Annotated in this window: 17 protein-coding genes and 1 pseudogene; 6 read left to right on the top strand and 12 right to left on the bottom strand. The window is 67.9% G+C overall.

Going from position 1 to position 19,013, the window contains the following annotated elements; genetic code table 11:
- Positions 1 to 18: 18 nt before the first annotated feature.
- Positions 19 to 525 (bottom strand): gluconokinase, encoded by a 507-nt coding sequence (locus tag ACFTE1_RS05740; RefSeq protein WP_380625179.1) that lies wholly within the window; start codon positions 523 to 525, stop codon positions 19 to 21.
- Positions 526 to 617: 92 nt separating this feature from the next.
- Between ACFTE1_RS05740 and ACFTE1_RS05735 the strand changes: the two genes are divergently transcribed.
- Entirely contained in the window at positions 618 to 1,319 is a 702-nt protein-coding gene (locus ACFTE1_RS05735) for a FadR/GntR family transcriptional regulator (RefSeq protein ID WP_380625177.1), read from the top strand.
- 1,156 nt (positions 1,320 to 2,475) lie between these two features.
- On the opposite strand, the gene pheT is transcribed toward ACFTE1_RS05735, so the two are convergent.
- From pheT to ACFTE1_RS05690, 9 genes are all read right to left on the bottom strand, one after another.
- Positions 2,476 to 4,941 (bottom strand): phenylalanine--tRNA ligase subunit beta, encoded by a 2,466-nt coding sequence (pheT, locus tag ACFTE1_RS05730; RefSeq protein ID WP_380625175.1) that lies wholly within the window; start codon positions 4,939 to 4,941, stop codon positions 2,476 to 2,478.
- A 7-nt stretch (positions 4,942 to 4,948) separates the two neighbouring features.
- The gene (gene pheS / locus ACFTE1_RS05725) at positions 4,949 to 6,049 is read right to left on the bottom strand and encodes a phenylalanine--tRNA ligase subunit alpha (protein WP_380625173.1); all 1,101 of its coding nucleotides are present in this window, start codon (positions 6,047 to 6,049) and stop codon (positions 4,949 to 4,951) included.
- A gap of 174 nt (positions 6,050 to 6,223) precedes the next feature.
- On the bottom strand, positions 6,224 to 7,015 hold the full coding sequence (locus tag ACFTE1_RS05720; RefSeq protein WP_380625171.1) for a TrmH family RNA methyltransferase: 792 nt from the start codon (positions 7,013 to 7,015) through the stop codon (positions 6,224 to 6,226).
- Between the two features lie 8 nt (positions 7,016 to 7,023).
- Complete coding sequence (gene rplT / locus ACFTE1_RS05715) at positions 7,024 to 7,389, bottom strand: 50S ribosomal protein L20 (protein ID WP_380625169.1); 366 nt, start codon at positions 7,387 to 7,389, stop codon at positions 7,024 to 7,026.
- A gap of 55 nt (positions 7,390 to 7,444) precedes the next feature.
- The gene (rpmI, locus tag ACFTE1_RS05710; protein WP_380625167.1) at positions 7,445 to 7,642 is read right to left on the bottom strand and encodes a 50S ribosomal protein L35; all 198 of its coding nucleotides are present in this window, start codon (positions 7,640 to 7,642) and stop codon (positions 7,445 to 7,447) included.
- A 207-nt stretch (positions 7,643 to 7,849) separates the two neighbouring features.
- Positions 7,850 to 8,455, bottom strand: coding sequence for a translation initiation factor IF-3 (gene infC, locus ACFTE1_RS05705; RefSeq protein ID WP_380625165.1), 606 nt, complete (start codon positions 8,453 to 8,455; stop codon positions 7,850 to 7,852).
- A 449-nt stretch (positions 8,456 to 8,904) separates the two neighbouring features.
- Complete coding sequence (locus tag ACFTE1_RS05700; RefSeq protein WP_380625163.1) at positions 8,905 to 9,387, bottom strand: PH domain-containing protein; 483 nt, start codon at positions 9,385 to 9,387, stop codon at positions 8,905 to 8,907.
- 10 nt (positions 9,388 to 9,397) lie between these two features.
- Entirely contained in the window at positions 9,398 to 9,793 is a 396-nt protein-coding gene (locus ACFTE1_RS05695) for a hypothetical protein (protein ID WP_380625161.1), read from the bottom strand.
- On the bottom strand, positions 9,790 to 10,116 hold the full coding sequence (locus ACFTE1_RS05690) for a hypothetical protein (protein ID WP_380625159.1): 327 nt from the start codon (positions 10,114 to 10,116) through the stop codon (positions 9,790 to 9,792). The genes ACFTE1_RS05695 and ACFTE1_RS05690 overlap by 4 nt, the downstream gene beginning before the upstream one ends.
- Before the next feature lie 255 nt (positions 10,117 to 10,371).
- Between ACFTE1_RS05690 and ACFTE1_RS05685 the strand changes: the two genes are divergently transcribed.
- From ACFTE1_RS05685 to ACFTE1_RS05670, 4 genes are all read left to right on the top strand, one after another.
- Positions 10,372 to 11,847 carry an aminopeptidase P family protein gene (locus ACFTE1_RS05685; protein WP_380625157.1) on the top strand — a complete coding sequence of 492 codons (1,476 nt, stop codon included), beginning with the start codon at positions 10,372 to 10,374 and terminating at the stop codon, positions 11,845 to 11,847.
- Positions 11,848 to 12,459: 612 nt separating this feature from the next.
- Entirely contained in the window at positions 12,460 to 15,180 is a 2,721-nt protein-coding gene (acnA, locus tag ACFTE1_RS05680) for an aconitate hydratase AcnA (protein ID WP_380625808.1), read from the top strand.
- 82 nt (positions 15,181 to 15,262) lie between these two features.
- Positions 15,263 to 15,664, top strand: coding sequence for a VOC family protein (locus ACFTE1_RS05675; RefSeq protein WP_380625155.1), 402 nt, complete (start codon positions 15,263 to 15,265; stop codon positions 15,662 to 15,664).
- On the top strand, positions 15,661 to 15,816 hold the full coding sequence (locus ACFTE1_RS05670; protein ID WP_380625152.1) for a hypothetical protein: 156 nt from the start codon (positions 15,661 to 15,663) through the stop codon (positions 15,814 to 15,816). The genes ACFTE1_RS05675 and ACFTE1_RS05670 overlap by 4 nt, the downstream gene beginning before the upstream one ends.
- Before the next feature lie 148 nt (positions 15,817 to 15,964).
- On the opposite strand, the gene ACFTE1_RS05665 is transcribed toward ACFTE1_RS05670, so the two are convergent.
- Complete coding sequence (locus tag ACFTE1_RS05665; RefSeq protein WP_380625150.1) at positions 15,965 to 17,611, bottom strand: serine hydrolase domain-containing protein; 1,647 nt, start codon at positions 17,609 to 17,611, stop codon at positions 15,965 to 15,967.
- 67 nt (positions 17,612 to 17,678) lie between these two features.
- Here ACFTE1_RS05665 and ACFTE1_RS05660 point away from each other — a divergent pair, with 67 nt between their 5' ends.
- Positions 17,679 to 18,302: a TetR/AcrR family transcriptional regulator gene (locus ACFTE1_RS05660; protein ID WP_380625148.1), complete on the top strand. Its 624-nt coding sequence runs from the start codon at positions 17,679 to 17,681 to the stop codon at positions 18,300 to 18,302.
- Positions 18,303 to 18,406: 104 nt separating this feature from the next.
- Here the strand turns inward: ACFTE1_RS05660 and ACFTE1_RS05655 are convergent.
- Positions 18,407 to 18,592, bottom strand: a pseudogene (locus ACFTE1_RS05655) (transposase domain-containing protein); the annotation flags it as partial.
- Positions 18,593 to 19,013 lie beyond the last annotated feature (421 nt).

Here is a 19,013-nt window from a genome sequence, read left to right as displayed (position 1 = left end):
CGGGCTGTCCGGGGTGCGTCAGGCGGGGAGTCCGAGCTCCTTGACCGTTCGCTCCGTGATCTCCTCCGGCGTGCCGATCGCGTGCACGGAGGCCCCCGGTTCGTCGTCCCCGAGCGGTTCGAGGGCGGCGTACTGGGACTCGAGCAGGCTGGTCGGCATGAAGTGGCCGGTCCGCTCGGCCAGGCGCGGGCCCACCTCTTCGCTGGCGGCGCTGAGGTGGACGAACCGGACGTCGGCGTCGGCCTGCCGGAGGATGTCGCGGTACGAGCGTTTCAGGGCCGAGCAGGTCACCACGGCGTTGCGCCCCGCTTCGGACTGTTCCGAGATCCAGTCGCGGAGCGCGGCTAGCCAGGGCCGGCGGTCGGTGTCGGTGAGCGGGGTGCCCGCGGCCATCTTGGCGATGTTCTCCGCGGGATGGAACGAGTCGCCCTCGGCCAGGATCCATCCGAGTTCCTCGGCCAGCAGCGCCGAGACGGTGCTCTTGCCCACCCCCGAGACGCCCATGACCACCAGACACGACGACATTCGACCACTCCCCATTGAAAGGTAATATCTTTGAAACAAAAAGGTAGCACTTAATTGAACGACTGTCGACTGATGGCCGGTAGACTTCACATATGCCGACGAACCGCACCACAACCGTCCTCCACAGCCCAGTCGTCGACTCTCTCGGCAAAGGCATCGCGAACGGGCGGTTGTGCCCCGGCCACGTTCTCACGCTCGAGGAGATACAGGATCGCTTCGGCGTGTCGCGAACCGTCGCGCGCGACTCCATGCGGATCCTGGAGTCGATGGGGCTGGTGCGGTCCAAGCGCCGCGTCGGCATCATGGTCCAACCGCCGGAGAACTGGAACGTCTACGACCCCAAGCTCATCTGGTGGCGCCTTTCGGGAGAGAACAGGGACGCCCAGCTGCGCACGCTCACCGAGCTGCGCATCGCCGTGGAGCCCATGGCGACCAGCGCGGCCGCGATCAAGGCCTCCGGCGACCAGCGCGAGCGACTGGTCGAGCTGTCACGCGAGATGCGCCGACTGGGAGAGAAGGGCGACCTGGAGGAGTTCATGGAACGCGACCAGGAGTTCCACCGCCTGCTCCTGGAGGCCAGCGGGAACGAGATGTTCGCGGCGCTGTCCGATGTGGTCGCGATCGTCCTGGAGGGGCGGACCCAGCTCGGGCTCATGCCGGAGCACCCCGAGCCCGAGGCTCTCGACCTCCACGAAGAGGTCGCGCGCTACATCTCTCGCGCCGATTCCGAAGGCGCCGAAACGGCCATGAGGGAGCTGCTGAGCGAAGTCCGCGCCGCGATCCTGGAGCACTGAGAACGATAACGGTCCGCCCGGCGGAGACCCGGCTCGAATCTCAAACTTACCGATGTCCGGCCACCCCTGTGAGCCATACTCAATCACTTATCGGATTGCCCGAACAATTGCCAACTGTTGAAAACACCTGTTCCATTCGATGGTCGCTCTTTGTGCTACAAGGGATCCGATAAGAGTTCGAATATCCGGTCCTTTTATAATCGCCTCACCGGCTTCGCGTCCCGTGGAGCCGGCGCCAACTCTCATAGGAGAAGGGGTGAATTAATGAAAGGTGGCGATTTGGCCGCGGCTTTGGCGTATTCCTTGAGGGACTTCGGAATTCCAACCGAACTCCTCCCAGACCGTTTGGAATGGGTTAAGTTCCAGGAGAACGAAGGTCGGCAGAGGATACAAAAAAGCCCGTCGACGTTGACACCGCTCGGCGGATCCTCAAGTCGACGAGGCCATACAAAACAACCATTAGTTAATTTACAGGTTCCGGGAGGGGCTGTCAAGCCGCTCCCGGAACCCACACGGGACACGTCATGGCGGGGGCCGCGCCCCCGCCATGAGCTTCCGTGCGGCATGTCGGACTGCCGAAACCCCAGGACAACATCGACCTCGCTCCTGCAATACACGGGGAACATCGCACCAAACAACCCCTCATCGGTAATGCCACGCCGTCATTGAGCTTTACATGCGCACCCCATCAAAAACAACTGTTCTATCCAATAAAGATTGACGCGTATACAAGGGATCCGATAAGAGTTCGAATATCCGGTCCTTTTATAATCGCCTCACCGGCTTCGCGTCCCGTGGGGCCGGCACCGACTCTCTGAAGAGAGGAGGTGATTTGATGTGGAAGGAAGACTGGGCACCGGCCTTGGCGTACACCTTGAAGGACTTCGGAACTCCGACCGAACTCCGCCCGGACCGTTTGGAATGGGTCGAGTACCGGGATAACGAAGGAATTCCAAGGATACAAAAAAGGCCTGTTGACGTCGAGACCGCAATGCGGATACTCAAGTCAACAAGCCCAACAAAAAACAACACATTAAAATTATCAGGTCCCGGGAGGGGCTGTCAAGCTTCTCCCGGAACCCACACGGGACATGTCATGGCGGGGGCCTGGCCCCCGCCATGAACATATCCACGGCGCTTCAGCCTGTCGGTTCTGTCAGCCGCGCATCTGGGCGCCGAACCGCTCGGCGGCCACCGCGACCGCGCGGTCGCGGACCTCGACGCCCTCCTCGTTCGTCAGAGTCCGGTCGCCGGCCCTCAGCTCCATCTTGAACGCCAGGGACTTCTTGCCCTCGCCGAGCTTCTCACCGCGGTAGACGTCGAACAGCTCCAGACCGTCCAGCAGCTCCCCCGCGCCCTCGGTTAGCGCGCGGCCGACCTCTCCGGCCGGGACGTCCTCGCCCACGACCAGGGCGACGTCGATGAGCGTCACCGGGTAATGCGAGATGACCGGCGCCTGCGCGGTGCCGGGGAACGGCACGGCACTCAGGTCCAACTCCATCGCCGCGGTCCGCTTCGGCAGTCCGAGCGCCTCGCACACCTCCGGGTGCAGCTCGCCGGCGTAACCGACGACCTCTCCACCGCAGAGGACCTCGGCGCACCGGCCCGGGTGCCACGGTGCCCGCTCGCCTTGGCGCACGGTGAACTCGACACCGCACGCGTCGGCCACGACGTCGGCGACGTCGACCGCGTCCGACCAGTCCCAGGCCCGCGCCTCGCTGCCGACCCCGGCGCTCTGCGCCTGTCCGGTCAGGACGGCCGCGACGTGGCGCGGCTGCTCGGGCAGGCGCTTCATGGCCAGCTCGATGTACTCGTCCTCCGGACGCCGTGACACCGGCAGGTCCACGACCTCCCGCTCGCCCCAGCCGTTCTGGGGGCGGAACACCAGGCCGTCCTCGAACACCGCGACGTCCTTGGCGCCCCGGTCCAGGTTCAGCCGCACCGAGTCGACCAGCGTCGCCAGAACGCTCGTGCGCATCTGGGAGGCGGAGGAGTCCAGCGGGTTGAGCACTGACAGGGCGCTGCGGCGCTCGTCGTCCGAGCCCAGTTTGAAGTCGTCGTGCCGCTTCGGGTCGACGAACGGGAAGGTGTACAGCTCCACCAGCCCGTTGTCGGCCAGCGCGGTCGCCACGGCGCGGCGGCGGCGCTGCGGCCGGGTCAGGCCCGTGCCCTCGGCGGCGCGCGGCAGCGTGCTCGGCACATGCTGGTAGCCGTCCAGGCGAACGACCTCCTCCACCAGGTCGGCGGGGTCAGTCAGGTCCGGACGCCAGCTGGGCGGCGTGACCATGAGGGGGTCGACGCCATCGACCGCGCAGCCGGCGGCCTCCAGCATCGCGACGACCTTTTCGCGCGAGTACTCGACGCCGACGATCCGGGTCGGCTCGGTGACCGGAAGCAGCACGTGCTCGCGCGGCTTGCGCTCGTCCCAGTCGGTCACGGCCTCGACGAGCCTTCCCCCGCCGTGCCGCACCAGCAGGTCGGCGGCGTACTGGATCGCGATGGCGCACAGGTCCGCGTCCGCGCCGCGCTCATAGCGCTTGGACGCCTCCGAGATCAGCTTGTGGCGCCTGCTCGTTCGCGCGATCGCCGTCGGGTCCCAGTAGGCGCCCTCCAACAGCACGTTCACGGTGCCGTCGCCGACTTCGCTCGTGGAACCGCCCATGACGCCGGCCAGGGAGATCGCCCCGGTGTCGTCGCAGATGACGGTGTCCTCCGCGTCGAGCGGGCGGACCACGTCGTCCAGGGTGGTCAGCTTCTCGCCCTGTTCGGCCTGCCGCACCACCAGCCCGCCCCGGAGCTTGTCGCGGTCGAAGGCGTGCAGCGGCTGCCCCAGCTCCAGCATGACGTAGTTGGTGACGTCCACCGCCAGGCTGATCGGACGCATGCCCGCCTGCGTCAGGCGCTGAGCCATCCACCCCGGGCTCTTGGCGTCAGGGTCGACGCCCTCCACGGCCCGCAGAGCGAAGCGCGAGCAGTTGGCGGTCTCGACCGACAGCGGCCACGGGCCGGCCTCGGTGGCCTTGGGTTCCTCGGCGCGGGTGGCCGGATCGGTGAACGCGACCCCCAGCTGGTGGGCGGTCTCGCGCGCGACCCCGCGCAGCGAGAAGCAGTAGCCCATGTCCGGGGTAATGTTCAGTTCGAACACCGTCTCGTCCAGGCCGATGACCGGTCGGGCGTCCTCGCCGGGCGTGCCCTCCTCCAAGACGATGATGCCGGAGTGCTCGTCGGACAGGCCCAGCTCGCGCTCGGAGGCGATCATGCCCTCGGACATGCGCCCGTAGGTCTTGCGCGCGCCGATGGCGAAGTCGCCGGGCAGCACCGAGCCGGGCAGCGCCACGACGACCAGGTCGCCCTCGGCGAAGTTGCGGGCGCCGCAGATGATCGACTGCGGCTCGTCGTTGCCCACGTCGACCATGCAGTGGCGGATGGGCTTCTTGAACTCGGTGAGCTCTTCGATCGACCGGACGCGGCCGACCACGAGCGGGCCGGTGACGCGCTCGCGGAGGTTCTCCACGGACTCGACCTCGAGGCCGGCGTCGACGAAGGCCTCGTCGAGGCGCTGTTCGCTCAGCCCCTCGGGAAGGGCGGCGTACTCTCTGAGCCAGGAAACGGGAATGTACATGTCTCTCTTATTCCTCCACTCGCAGGCCCGCCGGGAAGCGGACGTCGCCGTCGATGATGTCTCGCAGGTCTCCGATGCCGTGGCGCAGCATGAGGGCCCGCTCCACGCCCATGCCGAACGCGAAGCCGGAGTAGACGTCCGGGTCGATGCCGCAGGCGCGCAGGACGCGCGGGTTGACCATGCCGCAGCCGCCCCACTCGATCCAGCGGGGGCCGTCCTTGTGCTCGGAGAACCACACGTCGACCTCGGCGCTGGGCTCGGTGAACGGGAAGTAGGACGGGCGCAGGCGCGTCTCGGCCTCCGGGCCGAACAGCGCGCGGGCGAAGTGGTCCAGGGTGCCGCGCAGATCGGCCATGGTGATGCCCTTGTCGACCACCAGGCCCTCGGTCTGGTGGAAGACCGGCGAGTGCGTCGAGTCGACCTCGTCGGTGCGGTACACGCGGCCCGGCGCGACCGTGTAGATCGGCGGCTCCTGGTTGAGCATGGTGTGGATCTGGACGGTCGAGGTGTGCGTGCGCAGCACCAGGTTCGACCCCTGCCCGCCCTTGGCGTCGGCGATGTGGAAAGTGTCCATCATCGTCCGCGCCGGGTGGTCGGGGTGGATGTTGAGCGCGTCGAAGTTGAACCACTCGAGCTCGAGCTCGGGGCCGTCGCCGATGGAGAAGCCCATGGCGGCGAACAGGTCGGCGATGCGGTCCATCTGGACGTTCACGGGGTGGCGGGCGCCCTGGCGGCGGCGCGGGGTGCGCGCGGTGACGTCGACGGTCTCCTCGTTGAGGATCCGCAGCGCCTCTTCGGCCTCCAGGCGGGCCTTGCGGGAGTCGAAGGACTCCTGCGCGGCTTGGCGGGCGGCGTTCACGCGCTTGCCGGCCGGGCCCCGCTCGGGCCCGGGGATAGAGCCGATGGCGCGGCGCGCCAGCAGGATCGGGGACTTGTCGCCCAGGTGCGCGCTCTTGGCCGCGGCCAGTTCGTCCAAAGTGTCCGCCGCGCCGAAGGCCTTCTCGGCCTCGGCCAGCGCGGAGTCCAGCGCCTCCGGCTCCAGCAGCGCGGCGGGCTCGCCGCTCGCACCGGGTGCGGGCGGGGAGGCGGGTGCGGGCTTGTCGCTCATCAGATTCTCTCCTGGTGGGATCGTCTACAAAAGAAAGACTAAGACGGAGTCGTGCGGTTCCACCGCAGCCCACCCGGAGCGCGTCGCGTACTACGAGATCGCGAGCCCGCTCCGAGCGGGCCGCATAAACTCTCCACGACGCATAAGCACGGGACCAGTATAGCGCAGCCGGGCCTAAGAGGGCTTCCGCTGCTCGGCCGCCGTGGTGTAGAGGCACACTCCCGCGGCGACGCCCAGGTTGAGGCTCTCGGCCCCTCCCCAGATCGGCACGCCCACCTTGCGGTGCGCCAGCCCGGCGGTGTCGTCGTCGAGGCCGTGGGGCTCCGAGCCGAACAGCCACACCGTGGGCGCGGCCAGGTCGCCGGAGTCGCGCAGGGCGAAGACGTCCTCGCCGTCGGCGGCAGCCGCCAGCACCTGCGCGTCGAAGAGGCTCAGCGCCTCCCCTGTGTCGGCGCCGCGCATGACGGGCAGGTGGAAGAGGCTCCCCGCTGAGGAGCGCACGCACTTGCCGTTGTAGGGGTCCACCGAGTCCGAGCCGAAGACGACCAGGTCGGCTCCGGCGGCGTCGGCCGCCCGCAGGATCGTCCCGGCGTTGCCCGGGTCCGAGATCCGGTCCAGCACGACCACCAGGCGCGGGTCGGGCGGCAGGAGGCACTCGAGGTAGTCGCAGACGGCCACCATGCCCTGCGGGGTCACGGTCTCGGCGAGCGCGGCGAGCGCCTCCTCGGTCACCAGAGCGGAGCGCGGGGCCTCGCGGACCAGGTCGGCGTGGCGGGAGAGCACCCGCTCGGTGTAGAACAGCTCGCGGACGGCTCCGGCGGCCAGCGCCTCGCGGATCGCCTGCGGCCCTTCGGCGAGGAACTTGCGCTCCTTGTCGCGGGCGCGGCGGCGCACCAGTTTGCGGGCAGCGGAAACCCGGGACGAGCGTATGGTGAACGCCTCGGTCCCGGGTTGCGAATCCGTCATTCTGCCGTTTACTTCTCGGCCGGCAGGGCCTCGCGCGCGACGGTCACCAGAGCGGCGAAGGCGTCGGCGTCGTTGACGGCCATGTCGGCGAGGATCTTGCGGTCGACCTCGACCTCGGCGAGCTTCAGGCCCTGCATGAAGCGGTTGTACGTCATGCCGTTCGCGCGGGCGGCCGCGTTGATGCGCGTGATCCAGAGCTTGCGGAACTCGCGCTTGCGGGCCTTGCGGTCGCGGTAGGAGTACGTGTAGGAGTGCAGCAGCTGCTCCTTGGCCTTGCGGTAAAGGCGCGAGCGCTGGCCGCGGTACCCCTTGGCCTCCTCGAGTACGGTGCGACGCTTCTTCTGGGCGTTCACCGAACGCTTCACACGTGCCACAGTTCTTCTCCTCGGATGTTCACAGTTTCAAAGTCAACGGGTTGTTCGGAGCGCCCTAGCGGCGGCCCAGCAGACGGTTGATCTGCTTGTGGTCGGCCTTGGAGACCTCGCCACCGCTGTTGAGGCGGCGGCGGCGCTTGGAGCTCTTGTGCTCCAGCAGGTGGTTCTTGCCGGCCTTGCGGCGCAGCAGCTTGCCCGAACCGCTGACCTTGAAGCGCTTCTTGGCGCCGCTGTGCGACTTCTGCTTCGGCATCGCTCTTACTCCTATTTATCGGCGTGTGCTCCCCCGCTATTGCGGGGGATCTCTCACTCGGCTCCGGCGAGGCCGGGTCCGTCGAGCGGTTCCGGCGCTCTCGCGCCGTACCTCTCTGCCCCGGCGGCGATGCCGGGTGTCGGGCCGGGAACCCGCTTCTCGGCGCCGGGCGCCGGTCGGGTTCCTCGCGGCGCTGTGCGCCGGGCCCTAATCCTGGGGAGTCTCGGTGGTGTAGGACGACCCGCGCTCACGGCGCGAGGGACGCTCCTGGCGGCCGCCCTTGCGGCCCGATCCCTTGCCTCCGCCGTCGCCCTTGGGGCGGGTCGGGGTGACCACCATGATCATGTTTCGGCCGTCCTGCTTGGGCTGGGACTCGATCGTGCCGAGCTCGCTGATGTCGTCGGCGAGCTTCTCGAGCAGACGGCGTCCGATCTCGGGGCGGGACTGTTCGCGGCCGCGGAACATGATGGTGATCTTGACCTTGTCGCCGGCCTTGAGGAAACGCTCGACGTGACCCTTCTTGGTGTCGTAGTCGTGCGTGTCGATCTTCGGCCGGAGCTTCATCTCCTTGATGACGGTCTGCTGCTGGTTCCGGCGGGAGGCACGGGCCTTCTGGGCGGCCTCGTACTTGTACTTGCCGTAGTCGAGCAGCTTGCAGACCGGCGGGCGAGCGTTGGGCGCGACCTCCACCAGGTCCATGTCCACGTCGGCGGCCAACTGGAGAGCCTTTTCTATCGGCACGATGCCAACCTGCTCGCCCTGCGGGCCGACCAGACGTACTTCACGTACCCGGATCTGGTCGTTAACGCGCAAGTCGCTGATGAGTCCTCCTAAATCATGCGCCGCGAGATTCCTTCGCGGCGGAACCGGTCAGTTGCCTGACATCTGCAACAAGCAGGACCCGGAGAATTGCCGGGGCGGCGGGGAGAACCCGGATGCCCGTGGCAATAAAAAAGACCCCGTCTCTGAGAGAACGAGGCCCAATCTCCACACGCGTACGACGGCTCTGGGCCGCGCCTCCGGATGACCGGATCGGCGTGTGTACCCGTTTCCGGTCGAGCCGGTGCGGGTGGGAGCTGGGCTCCGCTTGTCTATGGTCAACACTACCACCGACCGGTGCGCGCCCCAAGACCAGGGCCTGCTCTTTGACCGGCGCCACAGGCGGCGGCCCCGGCCGGGCGCGCGAGCGCCCGCCCGTGCGGCGGTCCGGCACCGGGAGTCGGCCGTCCCCGATGGGGGACGCCTCGCCGCCGTTCGGCCGTCTAGCGCTGTTTGTGCTCTTCGAGCAGTGTGCGAAGCCGCTTGGTCGCTTCGAGGGCGCGGGCCTTGTCGGTGGTCTGGACCGCCATGAGGGAGATCTCGTCGTCGTCGGCCAGCTCCAGCGTGGCCCACGGGACGCCCTTGGGGAAGGACAGCCCCTCGACGACCTCCCAGGGGAGGAAGGTGGGCGAGCCGAGGTTGCGCACCTCGATGCCGCGGTCGGTGACCCGGACGCGCGGGCGGGTGAAGATCAAGACGACGAACGCCGCCACCGCTCCCAGCCCCCACATGCCGAGGTGGTCGGCCGTGGTCACGGCCCCGCCTCCGGCAGTGGTCGCCCCGAACGTGAAGGACAGTCCGCCGAAGGTCAGGAAGAGGACCGCGGCGGTGGCCCAGGCGCCGACGCGGGCCTTGAGCGGGCGGTACTCGAAGAGGATCGGGGCCGTCTTCATGGGTTTCTCCTCCAGAACGGTGCTGCTTCCCATTGTCCCTCTCCTACGGCAGGTGGTCTATCTCCAGGTTCGAGTCAAATGCAAGCAGAGTCTTGGGCTCTCCGGTGACGATGGGCCACCCGGGGCGCTTCAGGCCACACCAGGCGACGTGACCGGCCGCGACATTGCCCGACTGGCGGGAGCGGGAGAGCATGAGGCCGATGTCGCGGGCCGAGCGCCGGTCGAGGTCCATGACGACGGTGACGGGGAGTCCGAGCAGCACCTGGAGGGCGTCCCGGTCGCGCCGGCGGGCCTGGCACCAAGCCTCGGCGAGCGCGCTGGAGGGGATCGCGAGGACGAAGTTCTCCTTGTTGGCCGTGAAGACCACTGCCTGGGGATAGGGCATGGAGGCGGCGAAGCCCACTATCGCGGAGACGTCGAGGATCCTCCCTCCGATCACAGACGGTCCTCTCCTTGCTCCCGGTCCACCCCGAGCACTTCCCGCGCCCATGCGAGATGCTCCGCGCTGGGGCCCTGCCCCTTGCGCTCGAACAGCTCCTGCAGGTCGCCGAGGGACCGGTCCCGCTCGAGCCGGTCGGCCACGGCGCGGGCGACGTAGTCCTCGACGCTCTCGGCCCCGCCGGCCTTGACCAGACGGGCGATCTCGCGGGCCTGGTCGGGGTCCAGGTCCACGCTCACCGCGTCGGTTCCGGGCCCGTGCCCGCCGGCCCGGTGCCGCGACCGGGCCCCTCCGGACCGGTCGTCTGCGTGTCTTCCGCTCACGTCCCCAGGGTATCCCGCGGCGTTCGGGGGCCGTCGCCTCGCCCTCCCCTTTGAGGCGGCCCCGTGAGGCGGCCCCGTGAGGCGGCCCAGTGAGGCGGCCCAGCGGTTTCCCGGGCCGGGCCGTCCTCACCCGGCCCGCGGTGCGGAGTCACGGGGAGTGCCGGACCTCTCCCGCGATGCGGGAGGAGGCGCTCCGCTAGCCGGGGAGCTAGTGTAGTGGGGTACCCGATTCCAGTCTTGGGAAGGACTCATCGCATGAACGATCAGGTCAAGGCCGACCAGTCCGCCGGGCAGCCCGCTCAAAAGGCGGGAGAGCGCCCACACGACCCTAAGTTCCCCCAGAAGTTCCTCGACTTCATGGCGTCCGGGTGGGGCCCGGCCGACGTGAGCGTCTCGGAACTGGAGCAGGCCCGGTGGCACCGGCTGCACCGTGAGCGCCTCTCCGCGGTGTTCCCGGGCGAGACCCTGATCGTTCCGACCGGCGAGGAGAAGGTCCGCGCCAACGACACGTTCTTCCGCTTCCGCGCCTCTTCCGACTTCGCGTGGCTGACCGGCGACCTCGACCCCGAGGGCGTGCTGGTGATGACCCCGAGCGGCTCGGGCCACGACGCGGTGCTCTACCGCCGTCCGCGCAAGGGCACCGACTCCGACGAGTTCTTCCGCTCGGCCAAGTACGGCGAGCTGTGGATCGGCCGCCGCTTCGGGCTGGAGGAGACCGCCACGCGCCTGGGCGTGGAGACCAAGGACGTAGAGGAGCTCGACGGCCTGCTGTCGAGCCTCAAGCGCGACAAGGTCCGCGTCCTGCGCGACGTCGACGCGGCGATCGACGCCCGCTTCGAGGACCAGGAGCGCGACAAGGAGCTGGCCGTGGCCATCGGCGAGCTGCGCCTGGTCAAGGACGAGTGGGAGCTGGCCCAGCTGCAGCAGGCGGTCGACGCGACCGTGCGCGGCTTCGAGGACGTCGCCCGCATCCTGCCGAAGGACGGCTCGATCAACGAGCGCCTGCTGGAGGGCGTCTTCCACACGCGCGCCCGCTTTGAGGGCAACGGCCTGGGCTATGACTCGATCGTCGGCGCCGGCGCGCACGCGACCACGCTGCACTGGATCGAGAACACCGGCGCCACCCGCCCGGGCGAGCTGATCCTCATGGACATGGGCGTGGAGAACAACAACCTCTACACCGCCGACGTCACCCGCACCCTGCCGGTGTCCGGGCAGTTCTCGCCGCTGCAGCGCCAGGTCTACGACATCGTGCACGCCTCGCAGGAGGCCGGGATCCAGACGATCAAGCCGGGCGCCAAGTTCGCCGACGTGCACGAGGCCTGCATGCGCGTGCTGGCCGAGGGCCTGTACGACCTGGGCATCCTTCCGGAGACGGTCGAGGAGGCCATGCAGCCCGACTCCATGCTGTACCGCCGCTGGACGCTGCACGGCTTCGGCCACATGCTGGGCCTGGACGTGCACGACTGCGCCCAGTCGCGCCCGGAGAACTACCACAAGGGCGAGCTGAAGGAGGACTTCGTCCTCACCGTCGAGCCGGGACTCTACTTCCAGGCCAACGACGAGCTCGTTCCCGAGGAGCTGCGGGGCGTGGGCGTCCGCATCGAGGACGACGTGCGGGTCACCGCCGACGGCTGCGAGAACCTGTCGGAAGGGCTGCCGCGCAAGGCCGAGGACGTCGAGTCCTGGCTGGCCGAGCAGCGCGAGGCCGGTCCGCGCCTGCCGCAGTAGGCTCGCCGCGCTTCCGCGCAGACCATGGAGGGCGTCCGCTCCGGCGGGCGCCCTTTTCCATGCGCGCGAAGGCCTTGCGACGGAGGACGACCCCTGTGCCGCACGGTGCGGATAGCGGCGTATAGTGCGTTTTAAGACTTTGATCACCGCACCGGGTCGGCGGCGGCGCAATCACCGCACACCAACCGCCAGCCGCCGCCGACCTTTACTCTCTCCTCCGGCTTTCCCTTGGGTGCCTTGCCCATCGCCGTATCACTCCCGCGGTTCTCCCCACCGCTTCCTGCTGAAGAACACACGGCCCGCGTCGCGTCCGCCTCCGACAGAGCCTCCGCACCCCGGGCCGCCGGGGTTCGAGCGAGGGCGACCCGGAGGCGGAGAGCGGCCCCGGCCCGCGTGTCGCGAGGGGGTCTCCGATGCCGCCCTTCTCACGCTCCCCGGCAGCTCGAAATGGCCGTTGGGCCAGTGTGTTACTCTGGAGAAAACTAAACAAGACGGACGTACTGTTTATTTCACGAGTGCGGTCGATCGCGTTCGCTCCAGCCTCCCCGCGCCGGGACCGGCCATGGGCGACACTAGACAAGCAAGCATAGAATCCCTATAGGAGTACCCATGGTGAGCAAAGACTCCTTCCAGGCACGCGACACCCTTTCGGTGAGCGGCCAGGACTACGACATCTACCGCATCGACAAGGTCGAGGGCCACGACAGACTGCCCTACAGCCTCAAGGTCCTCCTCGAGAACCTGCTGCGCACCGAGGACGGCGCCAACATCACCGCCGACCACATCCGCGCCCTCGGCTCCTGGGACCCCAAGGCCAAGCCCAGCACGGAAATCCAGTTCACCCCCGGCCGCGTCATCATGCAGGACTTCACCGGCGTGCCCTGCATCGTCGACCTGGCCACCATGCGCGAGGCGGTCCGCGACCTGGGCGGCGACCCGGCGCAGATCAACCCGCTGGCCCCGGCCGAGATGGTCATCGACCACTCCGTCATCGTCGACTTCTTCGGCCACGCGGACTCCTTCAAGCGCAACGTCGAGCGCGAGTACGAGCGCAATCGCGAGCGCTACCAGTTCCTGCGCTGGGGACAGACCGCCTTCAACGAGTTCAAGGTCGTCCCCCCGGGAACCGGCATCGTCCACCAGGTGAACATCGAGCACCTGGCCCGCGTCGTCATGACCCGCGACGGAGCCGCCTACCCCGACACCTGCGTCGGCACCGACTCCCACACCACGATGGAGAACGGCATCGGCGTGCTCGGCTGGGGCGTCGGCGGCATCGAGGCGGAGGCCGCCATGCTCGGCCAGCCGATCTCCATGCTGATCCCGAAGGTCGTGGGCTTCAAGCTCTCCGGCGACCTGCCCGCCGGCGCGACCGCCACCGACCTGGTCCTGACCATCACCGAGATGCTCCGCGAGCACGGCGTGGTCGGCAAGTTCGTCGAGTTCTACGGCGAGGGCGTCGGCTCCGTTCCGGTGGCCGACCGCTCGACCCTGGGCAACATGAGCCCCGAGTTCGGCTCCACCTGCGCCATCTTCCCGATCGACGACCGCACCGTCGACTACCTGCGCCTGACCGGCCGCGACGAGGACCACATCGCCCTCGTCGAGTCCTACGCCAAGGAGCAGGGCCTGTGGCACGACCCGGAGCGCGAGGCCGAGTACTCCGAGTACCTGGAGCTCGACCTGTCGTCCGTGGTCCCGTCCATCGCCGGGCCGAAGCGCCCGCAGGACCGCATCCAGCTCGACCGCGCCGACTCCCAGTGGCGCCGCGACGTGGTCAACTACGTCGAGGACGAGGCCGAGCGCGAGTCCTTCCCCGCCTCCGACTCGCCCGCCGAGAAGGGCAACGGCGACCGCCCGCACAACCCGCAGACGGTCACCAACGACGACGGCACCTTCGAGGTCGACCACGGCGCCGTCGTGATCGCCGCGATCACCTCGTGCACCAACACCTCCAACCCGTACGTCATGGTGGGCGCGGGCCTGCTGGCCAAGAACGCCGTCGAGGCGGGCCTGGCCACCAAGCCGTGGGTCAAGACCTCCCTGGCGCCCGGATCCCAGGTCGTCACCGGCTACCTGAAGCGCGCCGGCCTCGACACCTACCTGGACAAGCTGGGCTTCAACCTGGTCGGTTACGGCTGCACCACCTGCATCGGCAACTCCGGTCCGCTGCCGGAGGAGATCTCCGACGCGGTCAACGCCGGCGACTTGGCCGTCACCTCGGTCCTGTCGGGCAACCGCAACTTCGAGGGGCGCATCAACCCCGACATCAAGATGAACTACCTCGCCAGCCCGCCGCTGGTCGTGGCCTACGCCCTGGCCGGGTCGATGGACATCAACATCACCACCGCGCCGGTCGGCAAGAACGCCGACGGCGAGGACGTCTTCCTGAAGGACATCTGGCCGAGCCCCGAGGACGTCCGCGAGGTCGTCGACTCCAACATCGGCCGCGAGATGTTCCTGGAGGAGTACGCCTCCGTGTTCGAGGGCGACGACACCTGGAAGTCCCTGCCGATCCCGACGGGCAACACCTTCGAGTGGGCCGACGACTCGACCTACGTCCGCAAGGCGCCGTACTTCGACGGCATGCCCGAGAACCCGGACCGCGTGGAGAACGTCGAGGGCGCCCGCGTCCTGGCCAAGCTCGGCGACTCGGTGACCACCGACCACATCTCGCCCGCCGGCGCGATCAAGGTCGACTCGCCCGCCGGCAAGTACCTCAAGGAGCAGGGAGTCTCGCTCAAGGACTTCAACTCCTACGGTTCGCGCCGCGGCAACCACGAGGTAATGGTGCGCGGCACCTTCGCCAACATCCGCCTGCGCAACCAGCTCGCCCCCGGCACCGAGGGCGGCTGGACCCGCGACTTCACCCAGGCCGACGGCCCGGTGTCGACCATCTACGACGCCGCGCAGAACTACGCCGCGGAGAACACCCCGCTGGTCGTGTTCGCGGGCAAGGAATACGGCACCGGATCCAGCCGCGACTGGGCCGCCAAGGGCACCCGCCTGCTGGGCGTCAAGGCCGTCGTCGCCGACAGCTACGAGCGCATCCACCGTTCGAACCTGATCGGCATGGGTGTTCTGCCGCTGCAGTTCCCCGAGGGCAAGTCGCACTCCTCGCTCGGCCTGACCGGCGAGGAGACGGTGACCATCACCGGCATGGACGCCATCAACGACGGCATCCCGGAGACCGTGCGGGTCAAGGCCGTCGCGCCCGACGGCAAGGAGACCGCGTTCGACGCGGTCGTCCGCCTGGACACGCCCGGCGAGGCCGAGTACTACCGCAACGGCGGCATCCTGTCCTACGTGCTGCGGGGCCTGCTGAAGAAGTAGCTTCACAGACGTAAGAACCTCAGGGGGACAAGTGAATCGCCGCTTGTCCCCCTTTTTCATCCCCAGAGAACGGAGAACCCCGGTGAACGACTACCAGAGCGAACGCGGAACCTCGGAATTCGACTACCGGCTGCACCACGTGCAGCTGTCCATCCCCGCCGGAGGCGAGGACCGCGCCAGAGAGTACTACGCGGACGTCCTAGGGATGACCGAGGTCCGCAAGCCCCCGGAGCTGGAGAAGAACGGTGGGCTGTGGGTGCGTACGGACTCGCTGGAGATCCACCTGGGCATCGAGCCCGACTACTCCCCCATGGTCAAGGCCCACCCCGGAATCATCGTCGGCGACCTCGACAGGCTCGCGGCTCGTCTCGAGGAGAAGGGCTGCGAGGTCGCCTGGAACAGCGACTTCATCGGCTTCCGCCGCTTCCACACGCGTGATCCTTTCGGGAACCGGTTGGAGTTCATGATGCCGCAGGCATCATGAACCAGGAAGCTCAGCATGATGCCTTCGGCATCCTGAACCGGCTTGCCCGGCATGGAGCCTTCGGCTCCATGAACCAGAAAGCTCAGCATGATGCCGCAGGCATCATGAACCGGCTTGCCCAGCATGACGCCTTCGGTGTTACGAACAGGTAGGCAGGGCATGGCGCCTGTGGCGTCATGCCCGCGCGGCGCAGCGCGCCACGTCCTTTCCCCCAGACACCATCCGCTCCTAACGGCGTCGGGCCCGGAAGGTGCGGCGGCGGACAGCGCACAGCCGTGCCGGCTTCCGCCGCCGCTCTCGTCACCGCTTGAACCGCCGGAAACTCTTGACGGCCGCCAGCGCCGCGAACGCCGTCGCGGTGGTCGTCAGGACCAGGGCGATATCAGGCAGCCAGCGCCACAGGAACACCAGCGGCAGGCCCCCGAAGTGCGGCAGAACGACGAGCAGACTACCGGAGACCAGCACTCCCCCGGCCGCCCACGCGATTCCCCCGGCCACGGACCGCGTCACAGACCGACCCCGCTTCAATGAGACGCCCAGCCAGACCGCGACGACGACGGTCAGGCCGGCCCCGACCCACGGTATCCAGGTCAGCGCCGGGTCCGGACCGCTGTCCTCCCTCTCGGCCCCCGTCAGCACCGCGGCGGCGTTGAGTGAGGCGTTCACCAGTTGCGATCCCCTCGCCAGCCCGAAGGTGTTCTGCATGACGGCCACCGCCTTGCCCGCTTCCGGCATGACGATCAGGACCGACTCGTATCCGACTGTCGCGCCGGTGTGCCAGACGGCGGGTTCGCCGCCCGCCAACTCCCCCACGCTCCATCCGTATCCGTAGTTCTGAACGCTCGAGTCGACGTGCGGTTCCCAGGCTTCGGCCACCGATTCCTCTGTCAGGACGCGAGATCCGTCCAACTCGCCCCGACCCAGCATCGCCGCGGCGAAACGGCTCAGCGATTCCAGATCCCCGCCCGTCGTTCCGCCGTAAGGAAGGCCGGAGACGTCGGTCGGCGACTCATAGGTGACGGGAAATCCGAAGAACTGGCGGTGTCCGGGCGGCATGCGGTCGTCGCCGGCCAGGACCACGTCCATGCCGAGCGGGTCGAACACCCGCACCCGCATCTGTTCGGCGAAGGTCGCTCCGGTCACCGACTCCACTATGGCGCCCAGCAGGAGGTAGTCGGCAGAGTTGTACTGGTAGCCGGTGCCGGGCGCGTATGCGAGCTCGACTTCGTCCAGCAAGGACGCGGCTTCGCTCACCGCGTCGGGCTCCGTTCTACCGAGGTCCACGGCGTCGGTGAACTGGTCCGGCGGCGTTCCGGCGGAGTGCGACAGGAGCTGGGCGATGGTCGGGTCGGCCGGTTCGCCCTCGTACACCGGGGCGAAGTCGGGCAGGTGGGCGGACACGGGATCCGCCGTGTCGAGCAGTCCGTCCTCTTGAAGGGACAGTATGAGGGTACTGGTCATCGGCTTGCCCACCGATCCCCACAGGAACGGGGTGGTCTCCTTGACGGGTTCGCCGTCTCCGTCGTCGCCGAAGGTGCCTGTGTGGACTACGCCGGGTACGTGGTGGACCGCATCGACGGAACTCTCGTCCGACGGACCGGCCGTGTCCTTCTGTTCCTTCCCTCCTGGGCTCTCGCCGTGCTCACCGTCGGATTCACCGCCCGGATCAGCGTCCTCTCCCGAACCGGCCTCCCCGTTCGGATCAGTGGCTTCTCCCTCCGAACCGGTCTCCTCGCTCTCCTCGGCCCCTTCACCAGTGCCGACATCGAGCACCGCCCAAGCGGCCCCTGGCGTACCGGTCTCCTCCAGCGCCTCCCTGACCGCTCGATCCAGTTCCGCGTACGTCCCGTCCGTCGGCCCTTCGGCCGTCCCCTGCGCCACTCCGGCGTGAGGAAGTGCGAATACTCCCAGGACCGCCGCTCCGGCCGCCAATGTTCGTCGTATCATGAAACCCTTCCAATCTTTATAATACGACCATATTAATACGAGCATATTGTAAAAGAAGGGGCGGGGCATGCCTAAGGTCGTCGACAGGGCGCAGAGGCGCCGTGACATCAGTGCGGCGGTACGGGAACTCATCGACCGCGACGGACTGGAGGCCGTGACGATGAGCCGGGTGGCCGACAGGGCCCGGATCTCTGTCGGGCAGGTGCAGCACTACTTCCACGCGAAGGAAGAGCTTCTCCGACATGCGTTCCAGTCGACGATGGAGCGCACCTGGGAACGCGTCGAAAAGCTGACCGCCGCGAACGAGGCGAACAAACGGCCCATCCGCGACGGCGTCGTCGAAGGGTTGGAGACGCTCCTGCCCTTGGACGCCGAGCGGACCACCGACCTCAAGGTCCGACTGGCCTTTCTCGGTGCGGCGGCCAACCGCCCGGCGATCCTGGAGGAGTACCAGGAGTCCCAGCTGCACGCCATCGGCCGGGTCGCCCGAGCGGTGACAAACGGCAAGGAATGCGGCGAAGTACCGGACGGCACCGACGAGCACGGCGAGGCGGTCCGGCTGACGGCGCTCGCCAACGGACTCGCCTTCCAGATCCTCGAGCCGGCGGCCGTCACCCGGGAGGAGGCCCTCGACCTGCTGCGGCGGGACGTCCGCCGCACGTTCCCCCACGAGTGCCGCAACTGGAGTTGAGGCGGCGAATCCGCCAGGCACCCGTCACTACCGATGAGGAGGCAGGCCCGGCCGCTCCGCTGCGAGGTCGCGAACGCGAGCCGTGAGCGTGAGCGCTACGAAGCAGCCGGCGGAAGGTAGACGACAACGCGAGAGGGCAGAAGGCGTTTGCGCTGTTCGGTAGCTCTGGTTTGTGCCAGGACTTCATCGACTGGCGACGGCGGGACCAGACGGGTCAGCTCACCGAGGTGTCCCGGAGCGAACCGGACCCCGAAAAGCTCGACGGTTCCGGGAGCGGGAGCATGTAGCAACAGGGATTCCTTGTCTTCGGTCGTATTGGCGTACAACCGCTTTACCGGGAATTCCTTCTGTTTTACCCTGAGGAACAAGTGATTTGACCTGCGTCGCTAGTCTTAATCTAGCGGCATTGAGACTAGTCGGAATTCTCACCCCGCCGAAAGGTGCAGCACGATGGAAACACCCCGACAGGACCACGAGTCCAGCATTCCGACCGAGTCGGTATTCAGGGCGAAACGCATCAGCCCTAGGTCGCGCATCCCCGGTGACGTCGTCGATGCCTACCGCCTAGAACCTGTGGGATCAGATGAGCAACTTCCGCCTCGGCTTCCAGGCCAATCGATTCGGGACTGGGCGGAAGAGCACGGCTTTGTTCTACGCCCTCGTCGACAGCCGACAGTTTCCGGTGACACCAGCGACGCCTAAGCTGACGGG

The organism is Salininema proteolyticum, assembly GCF_042685645.1.
Taxonomy (GTDB): domain Bacteria; phylum Actinomycetota; class Actinomycetes; order Mycobacteriales; family Micromonosporaceae; genus Salininema; species Salininema proteolyticum.
This window is presented reverse-complemented; position numbering and strand designations above follow the sequence as displayed.